This window comes from Variovorax sp. dw_954 (assembly GCF_018449755.1).
Lineage (GTDB): Bacteria > Pseudomonadota > Gammaproteobacteria > Burkholderiales > Burkholderiaceae_C > Variovorax.
This window is the reverse complement of record NZ_JAAVVD010000001.1, coordinates 432,502-449,573: the sequence shown is the minus strand read 5'-3', so window position 1 is coordinate 449,573 and position 17,072 is coordinate 432,502. Positions and strand designations below refer to the sequence as shown.

The window sequence follows — 17,072 nt, the reverse complement described above, 5'->3', positions numbered from 1 at the left end:
ACTGGCGGAAGCCAGCGTCAGATCAGAAAGCGTGACGGATACCGAAGTCGTAGCCGTAGGCCTTGTCAGCTTGGTAACCACCGTTGGGGGTCAGCAGGAACGTGTTCGTGAACTGCGGACCAGCGGTGAAGCTGCTGTTGGCGTTCAGGTTCAGGCCGTTCTTGTTCTTGATGAACGCTGCCGTCGCGTACAGAGCCGTGCGCTTCGACAGGTTGTGCACGTAGCCGATGGCAAACTTGTCAGCCTTCGGATCATCCGTGAGCGTGCCCAAGCCGATCGTAGGCAACGTCGGGGTCGAGGTGTAGTTCAGCTTGACCGCCGAGTAGGACAGACGGATCAGGCCAGGACCGACCGGCACGGTAGCGCCGAGCAGGTAGCCGTCACCCTTGAACGAGCCCGTGCCGAAGACCGGCACGAAGCTGTCAACGTCGATGTCGTTCTTGGTGCGCGAGATTTCACCGAACAGCTTGACGACGCCGAAGTCATACGAAGCGCCGAGGTTGGCGATCTTGACCGTGGTGGTCGAGCCAGCGTAGAAGTCGTCGCCGGTCGTGCTTTCGCCGTAGGCAGCAGCAATGTCCAGGCCGCCGTTCGCGTAACCGAAACGGCCACCGACATAACGGCCAGCGCGTTGGCTGTTCAGCACGTTCGGGGTCGTGGTGCCCGGATCGTACTTGATGGCTTCGTTGAAGGCGTACTGGACTTGACCGTAGAAGCCACCCAGGTTCGGCGGCAGGAAGTAGCCGACCGAGTTGCTGGCGCGAATGTAGTTGGTGTTCGAGAACAGGCCGCGGTTGATGGCGGGACCGCCGGCGGGGTTGGCAACCAGCGTACGCGGGCCAGCGTTCATCGAGAAGATCAGGTTGGTGCCGACGCCGTTGGTGCCGAACGGATCGAACACGGTGTCGTTCCAGAACGTGGGCGTGTAGTCGCGGCCAAGACGCAGTTCACCGAAACCACCCGACAGGCTCACGGTCGAGCGACGTGCGAAGGTCGAAACGCCAGTAGCGCCGTCGTCGTTGGTGATGGGCGCTTCGAGCCAGAAGCTTGCAGCCAAGCCACCGCCGAGGTCTTCCGTGCCACGGAAGCCGAGACGGCTCGAGTTGTAACCCGAGTTTTGCAGGCCCCATTGGCTTTGCTTCAGGTCACCAGTGCCGATCGCGTTCAGCACCGGGGTACCGGCAAAGCCGACGAATTTGCTGGTCGTTTGGTAGTAGCTGACTGACGCGTCAACCACGCCGAACAACGTGACAGACGACTGAGCCGAGGCAACGCCAGCAACAGCCAGGGCAGCCAGAGCAACTAGGGATTTTTTCATTGCAAGTTTCTCCAAGGTTAAACATAGGGCTCCGGTGCAGAGGGCTCACCGTGACTGGGCACTTTTCTGTGCTCCCACCGGACCCCGGGCCAACCTCCTTTTGGGAAGTTGTCGCTATTGCACCAGACGCGCCGCATCAGGGCAAAAGAATTCGGCCTAAATCGCGGAAGGGTTCGGCGTTTCGTTGCACCAGTGCAACAAAGCCGCAGGGCGCCGCCCAATTCACGATGTGAAACGATGGAATGCCTGCCATCGGCGGCTGGCCAGTTGCGTTCCAATGGCGCCATGACCCGTTCACTTGACCCTCTCCTGACCGCGGCGGATGCGGCTCTGCGCACGCTGTTCACCCGCCCCCGGGCAACACGGCAAGCGCCGCCACCCGCCACCCCGCCGGGTAATTTGACCGCCGCCGAGCGCCGCGAGATGGGTGCATTGATGCGCGTCAACCATGTCGGCGAAATCTGCGCGCAGGCGCTCTACACCGCGCAGGCGGCCGTCGCGCGCGATCCGGCCCTGCGTGAACAGCTCCTGGAAGCGGCGCACGAGGAAACCGACCATCTGGCCTGGACGCAGCAGCGCCTGGACGAGCTCGGCGCCCGCGCGTCGCTGCTGAATCCGCTCTGGTATGCCGGCGCGTTCGGCTTGGGGCTGGTGGCCGGGCGGCTCGGCGATGCCCTGAGCCTGGGCTTCGTGGCCGAGACGGAGCGCCAGGTCGAGGCGCATCTGGACGGTCACCTCGACCGCATTCCCGCCGCCGATTCCGCGTCGCGTGCGGTCGTGGCGCAGATGAAGGACGACGAGGCGCGTCACGGCGCGCAGGCACGCAGCGCCGGTGCGCGCGAGCTGCCGGCGCCTGCACGCGCGGCAATGCGGCTGGCCGCCCGTGTCATGACGACCGTCGCGCACCGCATCTGATGCGACTCCGCGATCAAACGCATAACCGCGTTGGATCGCCTTGCCTTACTACAGCACTGTCTGCGGGGCTGCGCCTTGTTCTGCGCTTGATTGCAAAGTCGTATGAAACGGCCGGCGCGATTCACACCTTCTTCAGCTTTCCAGCAGTTCGAAGCTCGTCGTGATCTCGGCGGTCTTGCCCAGCATGACCGTGGCGGAGCAATAGGTGTCGTGGCTCAGCGCGATGGCGCGGGCCACGGCGGCCTCCGGGATGCCCTTGCCGGCCACCGCGAAGTGCATGTGGATCTTCGTGAAGACCTTGGGGTCCTTTTCAGCCCGCTCGCTGGTGAGCTTGACGCTGCAGCGGTCGACCTTGTGGCGGCCGCGCTTGAGGATCAGCACCACGTCATAGGCGGTGCAGCCGCCGGTTCCGGCCAGCAAGGTCTCCATCGGCCGCGGCGCCTGGTTGCGGCCGCCGTTCTCCGGCTTGGCTTCGTCCGGGGCGCCATCCATGGTCAGGACGTGACCGCTGCCCGTCTCCGCGACAAAGCCCATGGGCGACCGCGTTCCGGCCGCGCCGGTCCAACTCACTGTGCATTCCATCGAAAGACTTACTCCGATTGAAGGCGACCGCGCAAAAATCCACGGGATCGCCAGTTTGTGTGGGGAAAAACACTATTGCGTGTTGCGTTGCAGCAAACAATCGATATACTTTATTTCATCGCGCAACCAATGGTTGTGCACCGGTTGTCTCCTCCACCCTCCCAATTGGTGGATTTAGCCCCGAGTCGCAAGACTCGGGGCTTTTTTATGCGCTGCGCACTGCGCCAGGGAAGGCCCGCCCGCCGCGTCCTATGATCGCGGCCCTATGCCCAGCCCGCTCACCCCCGCCGACTACCTCAAGAAAATCCTCACCGCGCGCGTCTATGACGTGGCCGTGGAATCCGCGCTGGAACCGGCGCGCGCGCTGGGCCTGCGCCTGGGCAACACGGTGCTGCTCAAGCGCGAGGACCAGCAGGCCGTGTTCAGCTTCAAGCTGCGCGGCGCGTACAACAAGATGGCGCACCTGAGCGCAGAGCAACTGGGCAAGGGCGTCATCTGCGCCTCAGCCGGCAACCATGCGCAGGGCGTCGCGCTCAGTGCGCGCACGCTCGGCACGCGCGCCGTGATCGTGATGCCGGTGACCACGCCGCAGCTCAAGGTCGACGCCGTGCGCGCGCTCGGCGGCGAGGTCGCCCTCTTCGGCGAAAGCTATTCCGACGCCTACGGACACGCGCTCGAACTTCAGGCCGCACAAGGCCTCACCTTCGTACACCCCTTCGACGATCCTGACGTGATCGCCGGCCAAGGCACGATCGCCATGGAAATCCTGCGGCAACACCAAGGCAGGCTCGACGCGGTCTTCGTCGCCATCGGCGGCGGCGGATTGATCTCCGGCGTGGCCAACTACATCAAGGCCGTGCGGCCCGAGATCAAGGTGATCGGCGTGCAGATGAACGACTCCGACGCCATGATGCAGTCGGTGAGCGCGAAGGAACGCGTCACGCTGCCCGATGTCGGCCTGTTCTCCGACGGCACCGCCGTGAAGCTGGTCGGCGAGGAAACCTTCCGCATCGCGCGCGAACTGGTCGACGAGTTCATCACCGTCGACACCGATGCCGTGTGCGCCGGCATCAAGGACATCTTCGTCGACACCCGCAGCATCGTCGAGCCGGCTGGAGCGCTCGCAGTGGCCGCGATCAAGCAATACGTGGAGCAACACGGCACGCGCGGCGAGACCTACGCGGCGATCCTCTGCGGCGCCAACATGAACTTCGACCGGTTGCGCTTCGTCGCAGAGCGCGCCGAAGTCGGCGAGGAGCGCGAGGCGCTGTTCGCGGTGACCATCCCCGAGGAGCGCGGCAGCTTCCGCCGCTTCTGCGAACTGGTCGGCGAATTGCCGGGCGCTTCGCGCAACGTGACCGAGTTCAACTACCGCATCAGCGACACGGCCGAAGCCCATGTCTTCGTCGGCCTCACCACCTCGACGCGCGGCGAGTCGACGACGATAGCCAACACCTTCGTCGAACACGGCTTCGGCGCGCTCGACCTGACGCATGACGAGTTGGCCAAGGAACACATCCGCCACATGGTGGGCGGTCGCACAGGGCTGGCGCATGACGAGCGGCTGCTCCGCTTCGTCTTTCCGGAGCGTCCCGGCGCGCTGCTGAAGTTCCTGAACCTGATGCGGCCGAACTGGAACATCAGCCTCTTCCACTACCGCAACCAGGGCGCCGACTACGGTCGCATCCTGGTCGGCGTGCAGGTGCCGACGGCCGACCACGCGGCCTTCGATGGATTCCTGCAGACCCTGGGTTATCCGTACGTCGAGGAGACGGCGAACCCGGTCTACCAGTTGTTCCTGAAGGCATAGACGTCAGGCACGCCGCCCTTGGGATCGGCGGCGTGATGCCTGATCGGGCTCAGGGCCCGCGGGCGGGGCCGCCGAAAGTGGCAGGGCTGCCGGGACTGCCAGGACCGCCCGGGCTGCCGAAGCCGCCGGGACTGCTGGCCGCCGGGCTCGCCGGGCCGGCGACGCCGGGGATGGCCATCGGGCGATCGGGCAGCTTCAGCGTGAAGGCGACCGGCCCCCGCGCGACAGCGCCCAGCGATGCCGCGCGCGCACCGACCGACTGCAATACGTAGCTGTCGCCGATGCTGGCGCCCACACGGAATGGGCGCGCCGGCTTGCCGTCGACGGCGATCAGGGCGGCGCCCTGGCCATCGGTATCGGCAATCACGCCTTGCAGCACGAAACGGCTTGCCGCATCGGGCGTGGCCGCGGCGGCCACAGGGGTGTTGACCGCGCCAAGGAAGCGCGCGACCGAAGTCGGATCGACCGTCACCGGCGCACTGGCCACCGCCGGCGGCGGGGCGGAATCGGCCGGGGCTGCGAGGCGCAAGCCCCAGAACACGAGGCTCGCGGCGGCCACCCCCCACACGAGCAGCGTGGCGAGGGCCACAGGCCAGCGCGAAGAAGTGGCAAAAGGGGCCTGGAGCGTGGACGGGACCGACATGTGGGCGGATTATCATGCAGCGCCGCACGAACCAAGCCCGACTTCCCCATGACACCTTCGCCCCGCCCACTGCGTGCCTCCCTGCAACGCGGCTTCACCCTCATCGAACTGATGGTCGTGCTGGTCATCATCGGCGTGCTGGCCGCCCTGATCGTGCCCAACGTCATCGGCCGTGTCGACGAAGCCCGCGTGCAGAGCGCCCGCACCGACATCGCCAACCTGATGCAGGCGCTCAAGCGCTACCGCCTCGACAACCAGCGCTATCCCACCGCGGAGCAGGGCCTGCAGGCGCTCGTCGTGCCGCCCACCACCGGCCCCGCCGCGCCCAACTGGAAGCCCAACATCGACAAGCTGCCCAACGACCCCTGGGGCAAGCCCTACCAGTACCTGAACCCCGGCATCAAGGGCGAGATCGACGTGTTCTCGTTCGGTGCGGACGGCCAGCCGGGTGGCGAAGGCAACAATGCCGACATCGGCAGCTGGCAGTAGGCCCGGCAGCCCCCGCCACGCGAGTGGCTTCACGCTGCTCGAGTTGATGGTGGTGATCACCATCATCGCGATTGCCACGGCTGGCCTTGGTTTTGCGATACGCGACAGCGGCCAGACCTCCCTCGAACGCGAAGGCGAACGCCTGGCAGTGCTGCTGGACGCCGCGCGTGCCCAGTCGCGCGCCAGCGGCGCAACCGTGCGCTGGCGCACGACCGCTGAAGGCTTTACCTTCGATGGCCTCCCGCCCAATGCGCTGCCGGGCACCTGGCTCGAGAACGGGGTCGCCGCGCAACCCGCCACCGCCGACGGGCGGACCACGCCGGCGCTGCTGCTCGGGCCCGATCCGATCATCGCGGCGCAGCAGGTGGTGTTGACGACCGAGGGTCCGCCCGCGCGCAGTCTTCGAATCGCGACCGATGGATTGCGGCCGTTTGCAGTGGTTTCGCCATGAGCGCCGCCCGGCCGTCTAACGGCGCTCGCGCCGCAGTCCGGCGAGCCGTTCGCGGATTCACGCTGATCGAGGTGCTGGTCGCACTCGGCATCGTCGCGATCGCCCTGATGGCCGGGTCGCAGGCCACCAGCGCGCTGACCCGCAACGCCCAGCGCCAGTCCGACGCGATGCTGGCCCAGATCTGCGCCGAGAACGAACTGGCCAAGGTCCGGCTGGCGCGCGCGATGCCGGCGGTGGGCGACAGTGCATCGGTGTGCACGCAGGCCGGCAACAATTTCAACGTAGGCGTATCGACCACAGCCACGCTGAATCCCGACTTCCGCCGCGTCGATGTGCAGGTGCGCGACGCGGAGGATGCGCCGGTGCTGCGCGTGTCGACCGTGGTCGGCAGGTACTAGGATGAAGGGTTCTTCATGAACCGGCAACGCGGCTTCACGCTGATCGAGCTCATGGTGGCCGTCGCCGTCATGGCGATGCTGGCGCTGATGAGCTGGCGCGGCATCGAGAGCATGGCGAGCGCGCAGGAGCACAACCGCGCCCGCGGCGATGCCGTGCTGACGCTGCAGACCACGCTGTCGCAATGGAGCGCCGACCTCGACGGAATCACCCGGCTGGATGGCACCAGCACCATCGACTGGGACGGCCGGCTGTTGCGGATCACGCGGCGCGGCGTCGACGACCTGCGGCCGGTGATCTACGTGGTTGCCTGGACCCTGCGCACCCAGGCCGACGGCAGCTACTGGAGCCGCTGGCAATCGGCTCCGTTGACGCGACGTGACGAATGGCAGGCCGCCTGGGCCAGCGCCGCCGCCTGGGCGCAGGGCGACGCGGCCGACTCCGCCGCGCGCGGCCTCGACGTGAGCCTGATGCCGGTGGACAGCTGGCAGCTCTACTATTTCCGCAACGACACCTGGAGCCCAGCCGTCGGCGCCGCCACGCTCGCCAGCGCCAATGCCCTGCCCGACGGCGTGCGGCTGGTGCTGAACCTGCCGCCCGGCCCGGCGCTGACCGGCCTGCTGTCGCGCGACTGGGTGCGGCCCTCCTCGAGTATTCCGAAGACATGACGCCGCGCAACGCCTCCCCGCGCTTGAGCCGGCCATCCGCAGCCTCGAAGACGCGCCAGGCCGGCGCGGCGTTGCTGGCCGCAATGCTGACCGTGACGCTGGTGGCCACCCTCGCCGCGGCCGCCCTGTGGCAGCAATGGCGGGCGGTCGAGGTGGAGCAGGCCGAGCGCGCGCGCGTGCAGTCGGCCTGGGTGCTGATCGGCGCGCTCGATTGGGCGCGCCTGATCCTGCGGGCGGACGGCAACGCCGGCGGGCCGGACCACCTGGGCGAGCCGTGGGCCATTCCGCTGGAGGAGGCCCGGCTGTCGAGCTTCCTTTCTGCCGAGAAGAACGTCTCGAGCGCCTCGCTCGAGGGCCTGCCCGATGCATTGCTGTCGGGCCGCATCGTCGACGCCCAATCGAAGCTCAACGTGATGAACCTGGTGAGCGGCAACAAGCCTGACGCCGCGGCGGTGGCTTCCTTCAAGAAACTGTTCTCCCTGCTCGCTTTGCCGGTCGGCGAGGTGGACCTGCTCGCCAACGGCGTGCAGCGCGCGATGACCGGGATCACGACGGTCACCACCACGGCGCCGACCGCGGCGGCTGCCGGTGCGGCAACCGACACGGCCACGACGCCAGCGGCTGCTACCCCGACCACGACCACCACGGTGACCACCAGCACGTCGGCAGGCGACGATGCGCAGGCGCCCAGCGTTCCGCTGATGCCGATTCACACCTCGCAACTGGTCTGGTTCGGCCTTTCGCCGCAGACGGTGGCCGCGCTGCAGCCCTACGTCACCGTGCTGCCGGCGGGCACGCCGCTCAACATCAACACCGCCAGCGCCGAGGCCATCTACGCCAGCGTGCCCGGCATGGACATGGCTGCCGCCAAGCAAGTGGTGGCGCGGCGCACGCTCAAGTTCTTCAGCCAGCTCCCGGACACGGACAGCGTGCTGCGCGACCAAGCCATGGCGTTCAACGCGCAACGTCACAGCGTCTCCACCAACTACTTCGAGGTCGAAGGCAAGTTGCGGCTCGACAACACCTTTGTCGAGGAAAACTCGCTGCTGCGGCGCGACGGCATCAAGGTCACCGTGCTGTGGCGCGAGCGTGGCGCAGGCGCAACGCAGACTGCCGCCCCACGTTGATCCGCGGTCGGACGGGGTCTATCTTTTGATGCTTTTGTGAAGTGCCCGTCCTGCCTGCAACCCGCGCTATCAAAAAAATAGCGTTGGGCGGGCGCCTTCTACAATGGCCCCCCTTTTCCCGGATCGCCCATGCCTGAATTGATCGTTTGTCCACCGTTGTCGCGCGCCCATGGCGGCGCCGACCATGGCTGGGCGCTGGCGGCCGATGACGGGCGTACGCTGCTTTCGCACGGCAGCGCGCCGCTGGCGCTGTTGCCCGCCGGCAACGACGTCACCCTGCTGGTGCCGGGCGCCGCGCTGTCGTGGCACGCCGTGGCCTTGCCGCCAGGCAACCTGGGCGGCGCAGCGCGGCTGCGTTCCGTGCTGGACGGCCTGCTCGAAGAGCACCTGCTGGACGAGCCCGAGTCCTTGCACTTCGCACTGGCACCCGGCGCCAAGCCTGGCGCAACGGTCTGGGTCGCAGCCAGCCAGCGCATCGGCCTGCGGGCCGCGGTGCAGGCGCTCGAATCCGCCGGCCGGCGCGTGACGCGCATCGTCCCGGAATTTGCACCCCAGCCCGCCGACTCGCCAGCCATGCTGTTCGCCACCGGCGAGCCCGAGTCCGCGCAGCTCACGGTCTGCGACGCCAACGGCGTGGCCACGCTGCCGCTCAACGCCGCCAGCCTGGCGCTGGTCGGCAGCGCCCCGCTCGACACCGCGGTGGCCAGCGCGGAGCCCGCCGTCGCGGCGCAGGCGGAAGCGTTGCTGGGCCAGCGCCTGCCGATCGCGCAGACGCCCGAGCGCTGGCTGCAGGCCGCCCGCACGCCCTGGGACCTGGCCCAGTTCGACCTGGCCAGCAGCGGCCGTGCCCGCGCCGGCAAGAAATTCGGCGCATGGCTGAATGCGCTGCGCCATGCGCCCCAGTGGCGCGCCGCCCGATGGGGTGCCGTGGTGCTGGTGCTGGCGCAACTGGTCGGCCTCAATGCCTGGGCCTGGAAGGAGCGCAACGCGCTGGAAGCCAAGCGCGCCGGCATCAACGCGATCCTGGTGCAGACCTTTCCCTCGGTGAAGGTGGTGCTCGATGCACCGCTCCAGATGGCGAGCGAGGTGGCGGCGCTGCAGCAGGCCACCGGCGGCGTGGCCTCGCTCGACCTGGAACCGATGCTGGCCGCCCTCGGCGCCAGCCTGCCGCCGGGCCGGGTGCCGACCGCGCTCGACTACAACGCCGGCCAGTTGCGGTTGCGCGGTCTCAATCTCTCGGCCACGGAGGTCGGCGCATTGACCAACACGATGGCCTCGCGCGGCTACACGGCGCGCGGCGAAGGCGACTTGCTGCTGGTGCAGGCGGAGGCGAGGCGATGAAGTTCCGCGAAGTCATGCAGGCGCGCTGGGCCGAAATGGAAACGCGCGAGCGCCGGCTGGTGACGGCTGCCGTGACGCTGGTGCTGCTGGCGCTGGTGTGGTGGGTGGCGCTGGCACCGGCCTTGAACACGTTGTCGGCAGCGCGCGAGGAGCACAAGCGGCTCGACGCCCAATTGCAGCGCATGAGCACGCTGCAGGCGCAGGCCAAGGCGCTGCAGTCGCAACCGCGTGCCAACCGCGACGAATCCCTGCGGGCGCTGGAGAGCTCGGTGCGCCAGTCGCTCGGGGCCAGCGCCCAGGTCGTCAATGCCGGCGACGCGGCCAATGTGATGATGCGCGCCGCGCCGGCCGATGCCTTGGCGCAATGGCTGGCGCAGGCCCGGAACAATGCGCGCGCGGTGCCGCGCGAGGCGCACCTGACACGCGCCGCAAGCGCGGGCGGCGCTTCCGCCACATCCTCGGCGTCGGCGACGCCCGGCCTGCCGACGACGCCCGGCGGCCCGCTGCAGCCTGGCACGAAGTCCGGCGCAGGCAACAGCGCCGCCGCGGCCGGCGCCGCCGACGAGGGTCGCCCGCGCTGGGACGGCACGCTGGTCATGTCCCTGCCCGCCGCCTCGCGCTGAAGCCGCCGATGATCGTCCGCGCCAACGCCCTCTCCTCGCGCCCCGCCTCCGGTTGGCGCTGGGCCGTGCTTGGCGCATTGCTGGGCGGAGGGGTCGCGCTGGCGGCCTTTGCGCCGGCACGGTGGCTGGCGCAGGGGCTGCGCGAGGCCACCCATGGCCGGCTGCTGCTGGTGAACGCGCAGGGCACGGTCTGGAACGGCACGGCCGGCATGGTGTTCGCGAGCGGCCCGGGCGGCGCCCAGCCGGTGTCGTTGCCGGGCACGGTCGATTGGCGCCTGCGTCCTGCCTGGAATGGCGTGCAGGTCGCCCTCACGGTGCCTTGCTGCGCGGCCAGGCCGCTGGAATTCGACGCCCTGCCGCATGCCGACGGCCTGGAACTCGCTTGGCGCGACGGCCAGTCGCGCTGGCCGGCCGCCATGCTGACCGGCCTCGGCGCCCCGTGGAACTCGCTCAAGCCCGAGGGCATGCTCGACATCTCCACGCAGGCCTTCTCGATGCGCTGGAGCGGCCCCCAGCTCGCCTTGAGCGGGCGCGCCGCACTCAACGCCATGGACATCTCGACAGCCCTCTCGACGCTCAAGCCGCTGGGCAGCTACCGCCTGACGATGGAGGGCGGCACGCAGCCCACGCTGCTGCTCGCCACGCAGGAAGGCAGCCTGGAACTGAGCGGCAGCGGCCAATGGAATGGCCGCGCGCTGCGCTTCGACGGTGAAGCCCGTGCCGCGCCCGGACGCGAGGACGCGCTCTCCAATCTCCTGAACATCATCGGGCGGCGCGATGGCGCGCGCTCGCTCATTACACTGGGTTGATCCAACCATGAAGCACCCGTTTTCACACGGCGTTCGCATCGGCATCGTGGCGCTCACCGCGCATCTGCTGTTCGCCACCTGCATGCCGGCCGCGTTCGCGCAGCAACAGCCGCTGAACCCCGACGCGCCCCGCCGCGGCGAGCCGATCACGCTGAACTTCACCAATGCCGATATCGAATCGGTGGCCCGCACGATGGCCGTGGTGACCGGGCGCGACGTGGTGGTGGACCCCCGCGTGAAGGGCACCATCACACTGCAGACCGATCGCGCCATCGCGCCCGCCACCGCTTTCAACCAGTTCGCCGCTGCGCTGCGGCTGCAGGGCTTTTCGGTGGTCGAGACCGAGGGCCTCTACAAGGTCGTGCCGGAAGCGGATGCCAAGCTGCTGGCCAGCAACGTGACCACCTCGACCGGCGCCACGGCGCGCGCCGGCAGCAGCTCGATCGTGACGCAGGTGTTCCGCCTCAACTACGAATCGCCGAACAACCTGCTGCCGGTGCTGCGGCCCCTGATCCCGCCGAACAACACGATCAACGTGAACACCGGCAACAACTCGCTGGTGATCACCGACTATGCCGACAACATGCGCCGGCTCGGCCGCATCATCGCGGCGCTGGACGTGCCGAACGCGTCCGACATCGAGGTCATCCCGCTCAAGTATTCGGTGGCGACCGACCTGGTGCCGCTGGTGCAGCGTCTCATCGATGGCGGCGGCGCAACGGGCCCGGGCGGCGCCCCTGGCGTGGCGCCCGGCACGGCGGATACGGCCTTCCGCACCACGCTGATCGCGGAGCCGCGCAGCAATTCGCTGATCCTGCGGGCAGCCAACCCGGCGCGTGCGCAACTGGTTCGCACGCTGGTGGACCGGCTCGACCGCGCGCCGATCGACACCACCAATGGCGCGGCCGGCAACATCTACGTGATCTACCTGAAGAACGCCGATGCCGTGAAGCTCGCGACCACCTTGCGCGCCGCCCTCGCGAGCGATGCGCGCGGCGGCAGCGGCGGACTCACCGGCGCAGGCGCCGCCGCGCTCAATCCGTCGGCGAACCAGGCCGGCCTCCAGCAGGGCGCGACACCGGCCACCACGCCGCTGAACAATTCCAACCAGCCTTCCACGGGCGGTCAGATCCAGGCCGACCCGGCCACCAACTCGCTGATCATCACGGCCAGCGAACCGCAGTACCGGCAGATCCGCGCGGTGGTCGACCGGCTCGACGGACGGCGGGCGCAGGTCATGATCGAAGCGCTGATCGTCGAGGTCAACGCGACCAGGGCGGCCCAGTTCGGCGTGCAGTGGCAAAGCGCGCTGGGCCAGAAGGGCGACACCAACGTCGGCCTGATCGGCACCAATTCCACCGTGACGGGCGCCAACATCCTGGCGCTGTCCGCGGCGCTCGCCGGCAGCGCACCCGTCGCGGCCTTGAGCACGCTGAGCGCCGGCCTCAATGTCGGCGTCGCGCACATGACGGCGGGCCAGTACATCCTGGGTTTCATCGCGAGCTTCCTGGCCAGCGACGGCGCGGGCAATGTGCTGTCCACGCCCAACCTGCTGACGCTGGACAACGAGGAAGCCAAGATCGTGGTCGGCCAGAACGTGCCCTTCCCGACCGGTTCCTACGCCAGCACCAACGGCAACACCTCGACCGTCAACCCGTTCACCACCGTCGAGCGCAAGGACGTGGGCCTGACGATGCGCGTGCGGCCCACGATCAACGAGAACGGCACGGTCAGGATGACGATCTTCCAGGAGGTGTCGAGCGTCGCGGCCGGCACGGAGACCGCGATCAACGGCCCGACCACCAACAAGCGCAGCATCGAGTCGAGCGTGCTGGTGGAAGACGGCAGCATCGTCATGCTCGGCGGCATGCTGCAGGACGACTATTCCACCAACACCGACAAGGTGCCGCTGGCTGGCGACATCCCGATCCTCGGCAGCCTGTTCAAGAGCGAGAAGCGCAGCCGCAACAAGACCAACCTGATGGTCTTCCTGCGCCCCACGGTGATGCGCGATGCCGCCGCCACCGACGCGTTCTCCGCCGACCGCTACAACACCATCCGCTCGCTGCAGCTGAGCAACCAGCCCGAACCCAGCTTTACGATGAAGTCGGTTGACCAGTCGGCCATCGTCCCGCCGCTGAATTCGACGTCGCCAACGCCCCAGGTCTCGCCGAACCAGCGCATCGAAGGCACGCGGCTCGTGCCGCCGCCGATGGCGCCCTACTACGACGGCCGCCGCCTGGACAGCGGCCCGTTGAGAGGCGCGCTGCCGCCCACGGGCGACCCGGCTTCGGCGCGCGAGTTGCCCTAGCAAGCGAGTTCCCGCATGCGCTACCCCCTCCCCTACGCATTCGCACGCAGCCAGCAGCTGTTGCTGGAGCAAAGCGACGACGGCAACGCCACGCTGTGGATGCCGCAGGACCCGCCGCGCAGCGCGCTCAGCGAGGTGGTGCGCAAGTACGCCGTGACGGCCTTCGAGCCGCTCGCGCCGCACGAACTGGCGCAGCGCATCAGCGCGGCCTATGCGATGGGCGAATCGAGCGCGGCTTCGGTGGTCAGCGAAGTGCAGGGCGATGCCGACCTGGCGCGCATGATGCAGGAGCTTCCGGCCGTGGAAGACCTGCTGGAGAACGCCGGCGACGCGCCCATCATCCGCATGCTGAACGCGCTGCTGACGCAGGCCGCGCGCGACGGCGCCAGCGACATCCACATCGAGCCGTACGAGCGCACGTCCTCGGTGCGCTTCCGCATCGACGGCACGCTGCGCGAGGTGGTGCAGCCCAACCGCGCGCTGCATGCGGCGCTGATCTCGCGGCTGAAGATCATGGCCGACCTGGACATCGCCGAGAAGCGCCTGCCGCAGGACGGGCGCATCAGCTTGCGCATCGGCACGCGCGCGGTCGACGTGCGGGTGTCGACGCTGCCATCGGCGCACGGCGAGCGCGCGGTGCTGCGGCTGCTGGATAAGTCCGAAAGCAAGCTCACGCTTGAAGCGGTCGGCATGCAGGGCGACACGCTGTCGCGCTTCGAGAACCTGATCGGCCAGCCGCACGGGATCATCCTGGTGACCGGGCCCACCGGCTCGGGCAAGACCACCACGCTGTATGCGGCCCTGGGCCGGCTGGACGCGGCGCGCAGCAACATCATGACTGTGGAAGATCCGATCGAATACGAGCTGGGCGGCGTGGGCCAGACGCAGGTCAACGCGAAGATCGACCTGACCTTCGCGAAGGCCCTGCGCGCCATCCTGCGGCAGGACCCGGACGTGATCATGATCGGCGAGATCCGCGACTTCGAGACCGCGCAGATCGCCATCCAGGCCTCCCTCACCGGCCACCTGGTGCTGGCGACGCTGCACACCAACGATTCGGTGAGCGCGGTGACGCGGCTCACCGACATGGGCGTGGAACCCTTCCTGCTGAGTTCATCGCTGCTCGGGGTGCTGGCCCAGCGGCTGGTGCGCAAGGTGTGCCCGGTGTGCAGCGGCACCGGCTGCGACGCCTGCGGCCAGACCGGCTACCAGGGACGCACCGGCATCTTCGAACTGCTGGTGGCCGACGAGGTCGTGCAGTCGCTGATCCACAACCGTGCGGCGGAAAGCCAGTTGTTCGTGGCCGCCGAGAAGGCCGGCTTGCGCTCGATGCGCGAAGACGGGGAACGGCTGGTGCAGGCGGGGATCACGTCACGCGCGGAGCTGTTGCGGGTGACGCGGGACTGAGGGCCGCCGAATTCGGGAGCGGATACCGTACGCAGAGGACGCGAAGGTTACGCGAAGGTTACGCGAAGGACGCGAAAGAAGACAAAAGAAGAATCAAGAAGTCTTCTTGGAATTTCCTTCGCGGAACCTTCGCGTCCTTCGCGGCCGGATGTCCGTTTTCGCAGCGCATCCGGCGCATCCGATCAATCCACGTAGACAAGAACCCTGGTCTGCGGATCCGTCTCCACGCCGGTCACCCTGCCGGCCTTGTCGAAGTTCACCGTGTACCCGCCGAAACTGCTGATCCACATGCGCCAGATCGGAACGTCGAGGTTGGGGTTCTCGCTGCTGATCGGCCAGCCCACGGCCATCGCGACCTGCTCGCGCGTCATGCCCTTGGTGATGCGCGCGGACTTGATGGCTTCGCGGATCTTCGGCGAGTAGCCGGCGATCTTGCGGGACGGGTCTTCTGCGACCACCCAGCGCCTCGCAAAGGCGCCCAGGTCGAGGTCGCGGCTGTAGTCGTTGCCGATGGCCTGCTTGCCGCCGTTGACTTCGACGAGCACGCGCTGGCGACCGTAGCCGGTCACGCGGACGGGCGTGCCGGCCGGAACGATGCGTTTGCCGCTCTCGGCGTAGTTGGCGTCGCTCATCCAGCTGCCGTCGGTTCTCAAATTGCAACAGAGGTATCCGTCGAAAGTCTCCTGGGCATGCGCGCCCAACGAGAGAGCGCCCAGCAGGGCGGCGCCGGCGATGGATCGAAGCAACATGACAATAACTCCTTGAGTCGCGGTGGCGGGGCGCATGCGGGAGCGTTGGGTGTGCCAAGCATCGACAATGCGGCTTCGCGCATTTTGCCGATTACGAACATGCCCGCCTATTCCTTCGAAGCCATAGACCCTCAGGGGCAGTCCCGCAAGGGCGTCCTGGAGGCCGACACCGCGCGCGCGGCGCGCGGGCTGCTTCGCGCACAGAAGCTGATCCCGATCGAGGTCACCTCGGTGGCCAGCCAGAGCGCCGGTTCGTCCAGCCCCGGCGGCTTTCAACGCTGGTTCGGCGGTGCGCGGGTGTTCAGCGCCAGCGGCCTCGCCGTGTGGACGCGGCAACTGGCCGGGCTGGTGTCGTCCGGCCTCACGCTGGAACGCGCGCTCACCGCATTGACCGAGGAATCGGAGACCGAGCCGGAGCGCAACCTCAACGCCTCGCTGCGGGCCGAGGTGAATGCGGGCTCGTCCTTCGGGCGCGCGCTGGCCCGCCACCCGCGCGAGTTCTCGCTGATCTATTCGTCGGTGATCAGCGCCGGCGAGCAGACCGGCAACCTGGGCATGGTGCTCGAACGCCTGGCCGACGACCTGGAGCAACGCCAGGCCTTGCAGCAGAAGCTGGTGGGCGCGGCGCTCTATCCCGCCATCGTGACGCTGGTGGCCATCGTGATCGTGATCTTCCTCGTGACCTACGTGGTGCCGCAGGTGGCCAATGTGTTCGCAGGCACCAAGCGCGCGCTGCCGATTCTGACCTCGGCCATGCTGGCCATCAGCGCGTTCGTGCGCGACTACGGCTGGGTGATGTTGATCGCGATCGTGCTCATCGTCATCGGTGCCCGTATCGCACTGGCCCAGCCTGACATGCGGCTCAAGTTCGACGCCGCCTGGTTGAAGCTGCCGCTGGTCGGCAAGCTCTCGCGCGGCTACAACGCGGCGCGCTTTGCCAGCACGCTGGCGATGCTGGCGATGGCGGGCGTGCCGATCCTGCGCGCCTTGCAGGCGGCGGCGGAAACGCTCGGCAACCACGCCATGCGCGCCGATGCGCTCGATGCGCTGGTGCTGGTGCGCGAGGGCGCGCCGCTGGCCTCGGCGCTGGCGCAGAAGAAGCGCTTTCCCGGCATCGTGCCGATGTTCGCGCGGCTCGGCGAACAGACCGGCCAGTTGCCGCAGATGCTGCAGCGCGCCGCCAACCAGCTCGGCGCCGACGTGCAGCGCCGCGCGATGCACCTGGCGACGATCCTGGAGCCGCTGCTGATCGTGGCGATGGGCGCGGTGGTGATGCTGATCGTGCTGGCGGTGCTGATGCCGATCATCCAGCTCAACCAATTCGTCAAATGAAGCTCGCCCCCAGGTCGTCGCGCACTGCGTGTCGCGGCTCTCCCCCCCGTCCGAGGGCAATGCCAGCGGCCCGGCGAAGCCGGTTCCGCGGCGTTCGCTTG

The 17,072-nt window shown here is 68.2% G+C and carries 17 protein-coding genes; 13 read left to right on the top strand and 4 right to left on the bottom strand.

All coding sequences use genetic code 11. The features are described 5' to 3' along the window. Positions 1-22: 22 nt before the first annotated feature. Positions 23-1,318 carry a porin gene (locus HB681_RS02015; RefSeq protein WP_213953306.1) on the bottom strand — a complete coding sequence of 432 codons (1,296 nt, stop codon included), beginning with the start codon at positions 1,316-1,318 and terminating at the stop codon, positions 23-25. A gap of 285 nt (positions 1,319-1,603) precedes the next feature. Between HB681_RS02015 and coq7 the strand changes: the two genes are divergently transcribed. Beyond that, entirely contained in the window at positions 1,604-2,233 is a 630-nt protein-coding gene (coq7, locus tag HB681_RS02010) for a 2-polyprenyl-3-methyl-6-methoxy-1,4-benzoquinone monooxygenase (RefSeq protein WP_213953067.1), read from the top strand. A 132-nt stretch (positions 2,234-2,365) separates the two neighbouring features. Here the strand turns inward: coq7 and HB681_RS02005 are convergent, their stop codons facing one another. Beyond that, complete coding sequence (locus tag HB681_RS02005) at positions 2,366-2,815, bottom strand: OsmC family protein (RefSeq protein WP_213953066.1); 450 nt, start codon at positions 2,813-2,815, stop codon at positions 2,366-2,368. A gap of 265 nt (positions 2,816-3,080) precedes the next feature. On the opposite strand from HB681_RS02005, the gene ilvA reads away from it, so the two are divergent. Beyond that, complete coding sequence (gene ilvA / locus HB681_RS02000; RefSeq protein WP_213953065.1) at positions 3,081-4,625, top strand: threonine ammonia-lyase, biosynthetic; 1,545 nt, start codon at positions 3,081-3,083, stop codon at positions 4,623-4,625. Positions 4,626-4,674: 49 nt separating this feature from the next. Here the strand turns inward: ilvA and HB681_RS01995 are convergent, their stop codons facing one another. Then, positions 4,675-5,268, bottom strand: coding sequence for a type II secretion system protein N (locus tag HB681_RS01995; protein ID WP_213953064.1), 594 nt, complete (start codon positions 5,266-5,268; stop codon positions 4,675-4,677). 48 nt (positions 5,269-5,316) lie between these two features. Between HB681_RS01995 and gspG the strand changes: the two genes are divergently transcribed. The 10 genes from gspG to HB681_RS01945 all read left to right on the top strand — a co-directional run bounded on the left by gspG (position 5,317) and on the right by HB681_RS01945 (position 14,890). After that, the gene (gene gspG / locus HB681_RS01990; protein ID WP_213953063.1) at positions 5,317-5,757 is read left to right on the top strand and encodes a type II secretion system major pseudopilin GspG; all 441 of its coding nucleotides are present in this window, start codon (positions 5,317-5,319) and stop codon (positions 5,755-5,757) included. After that, entirely contained in the window at positions 5,732-6,208 is a 477-nt protein-coding gene (locus tag HB681_RS01985; RefSeq protein WP_213953062.1) for a prepilin-type N-terminal cleavage/methylation domain-containing protein, read from the top strand. The genes gspG and HB681_RS01985 overlap by 26 nt, the downstream gene beginning before the upstream one ends. Next, on the top strand, positions 6,205-6,606 hold the full coding sequence (gene gspI / locus HB681_RS01980; protein ID WP_213953061.1) for a type II secretion system minor pseudopilin GspI: 402 nt from the start codon (positions 6,205-6,207) through the stop codon (positions 6,604-6,606). The genes HB681_RS01985 and gspI overlap by 4 nt, the downstream gene beginning before the upstream one ends. Before the next feature lie 15 nt (positions 6,607-6,621). After that, positions 6,622-7,272, top strand: coding sequence for a prepilin-type N-terminal cleavage/methylation domain-containing protein (locus HB681_RS01975; RefSeq protein ID WP_213953060.1), 651 nt, complete (start codon positions 6,622-6,624; stop codon positions 7,270-7,272). Beyond that, a complete protein-coding gene (gspK, locus tag HB681_RS01970; protein ID WP_213953059.1) occupies positions 7,269-8,399 on the top strand; it encodes a type II secretion system minor pseudopilin GspK in 1,131 nt (376 codons plus the stop codon). The genes HB681_RS01975 and gspK overlap by 4 nt, the downstream gene beginning before the upstream one ends. Before the next feature lie 129 nt (positions 8,400-8,528). Beyond that, on the top strand, positions 8,529-9,740 hold the full coding sequence (gene gspL / locus HB681_RS01965) for a type II secretion system protein GspL (RefSeq protein ID WP_213953058.1): 1,212 nt from the start codon (positions 8,529-8,531) through the stop codon (positions 9,738-9,740). Then, positions 9,737-10,363: a type II secretion system protein GspM gene (gspM, locus tag HB681_RS01960; RefSeq protein WP_213953057.1), complete on the top strand. Its 627-nt coding sequence runs from the start codon at positions 9,737-9,739 to the stop codon at positions 10,361-10,363. Before gspL ends, gspM begins: the two co-directional genes overlap by 4 nt. Before the next feature lie 8 nt (positions 10,364-10,371). Further along, positions 10,372-11,172, top strand: a complete 801-nt coding sequence (gene gspN, locus HB681_RS01955) for a type II secretion system protein N (protein ID WP_213953056.1) — start codon at positions 10,372-10,374, stop codon at positions 11,170-11,172. A 7-nt stretch (positions 11,173-11,179) separates the two neighbouring features. Then, positions 11,180-13,483, top strand: a complete 2,304-nt coding sequence (gene gspD / locus HB681_RS01950) for a type II secretion system secretin GspD (protein WP_213953055.1) — start codon at positions 11,180-11,182, stop codon at positions 13,481-13,483. A gap of 15 nt (positions 13,484-13,498) precedes the next feature. Then, positions 13,499-14,890 (top strand): ATPase, T2SS/T4P/T4SS family, encoded by a 1,392-nt coding sequence (locus tag HB681_RS01945; protein WP_213953054.1) that lies wholly within the window; start codon positions 13,499-13,501, stop codon positions 14,888-14,890. A gap of 182 nt (positions 14,891-15,072) precedes the next feature. On the opposite strand, the gene HB681_RS01940 is transcribed toward HB681_RS01945, so the two are convergent. Further along, positions 15,073-15,639: a hypothetical protein gene (locus tag HB681_RS01940; RefSeq protein WP_213953053.1), complete on the bottom strand. Its 567-nt coding sequence runs from the start codon at positions 15,637-15,639 to the stop codon at positions 15,073-15,075. Between the two features lie 99 nt (positions 15,640-15,738). On the opposite strand from HB681_RS01940, the gene gspF reads away from it, so the two are divergent. After that, positions 15,739-16,971, top strand: coding sequence for a type II secretion system inner membrane protein GspF (gene gspF, locus HB681_RS01935; RefSeq protein WP_213953052.1), 1,233 nt, complete (start codon positions 15,739-15,741; stop codon positions 16,969-16,971). The last annotated feature ends 101 nt before the right edge of the window (positions 16,972-17,072 follow it).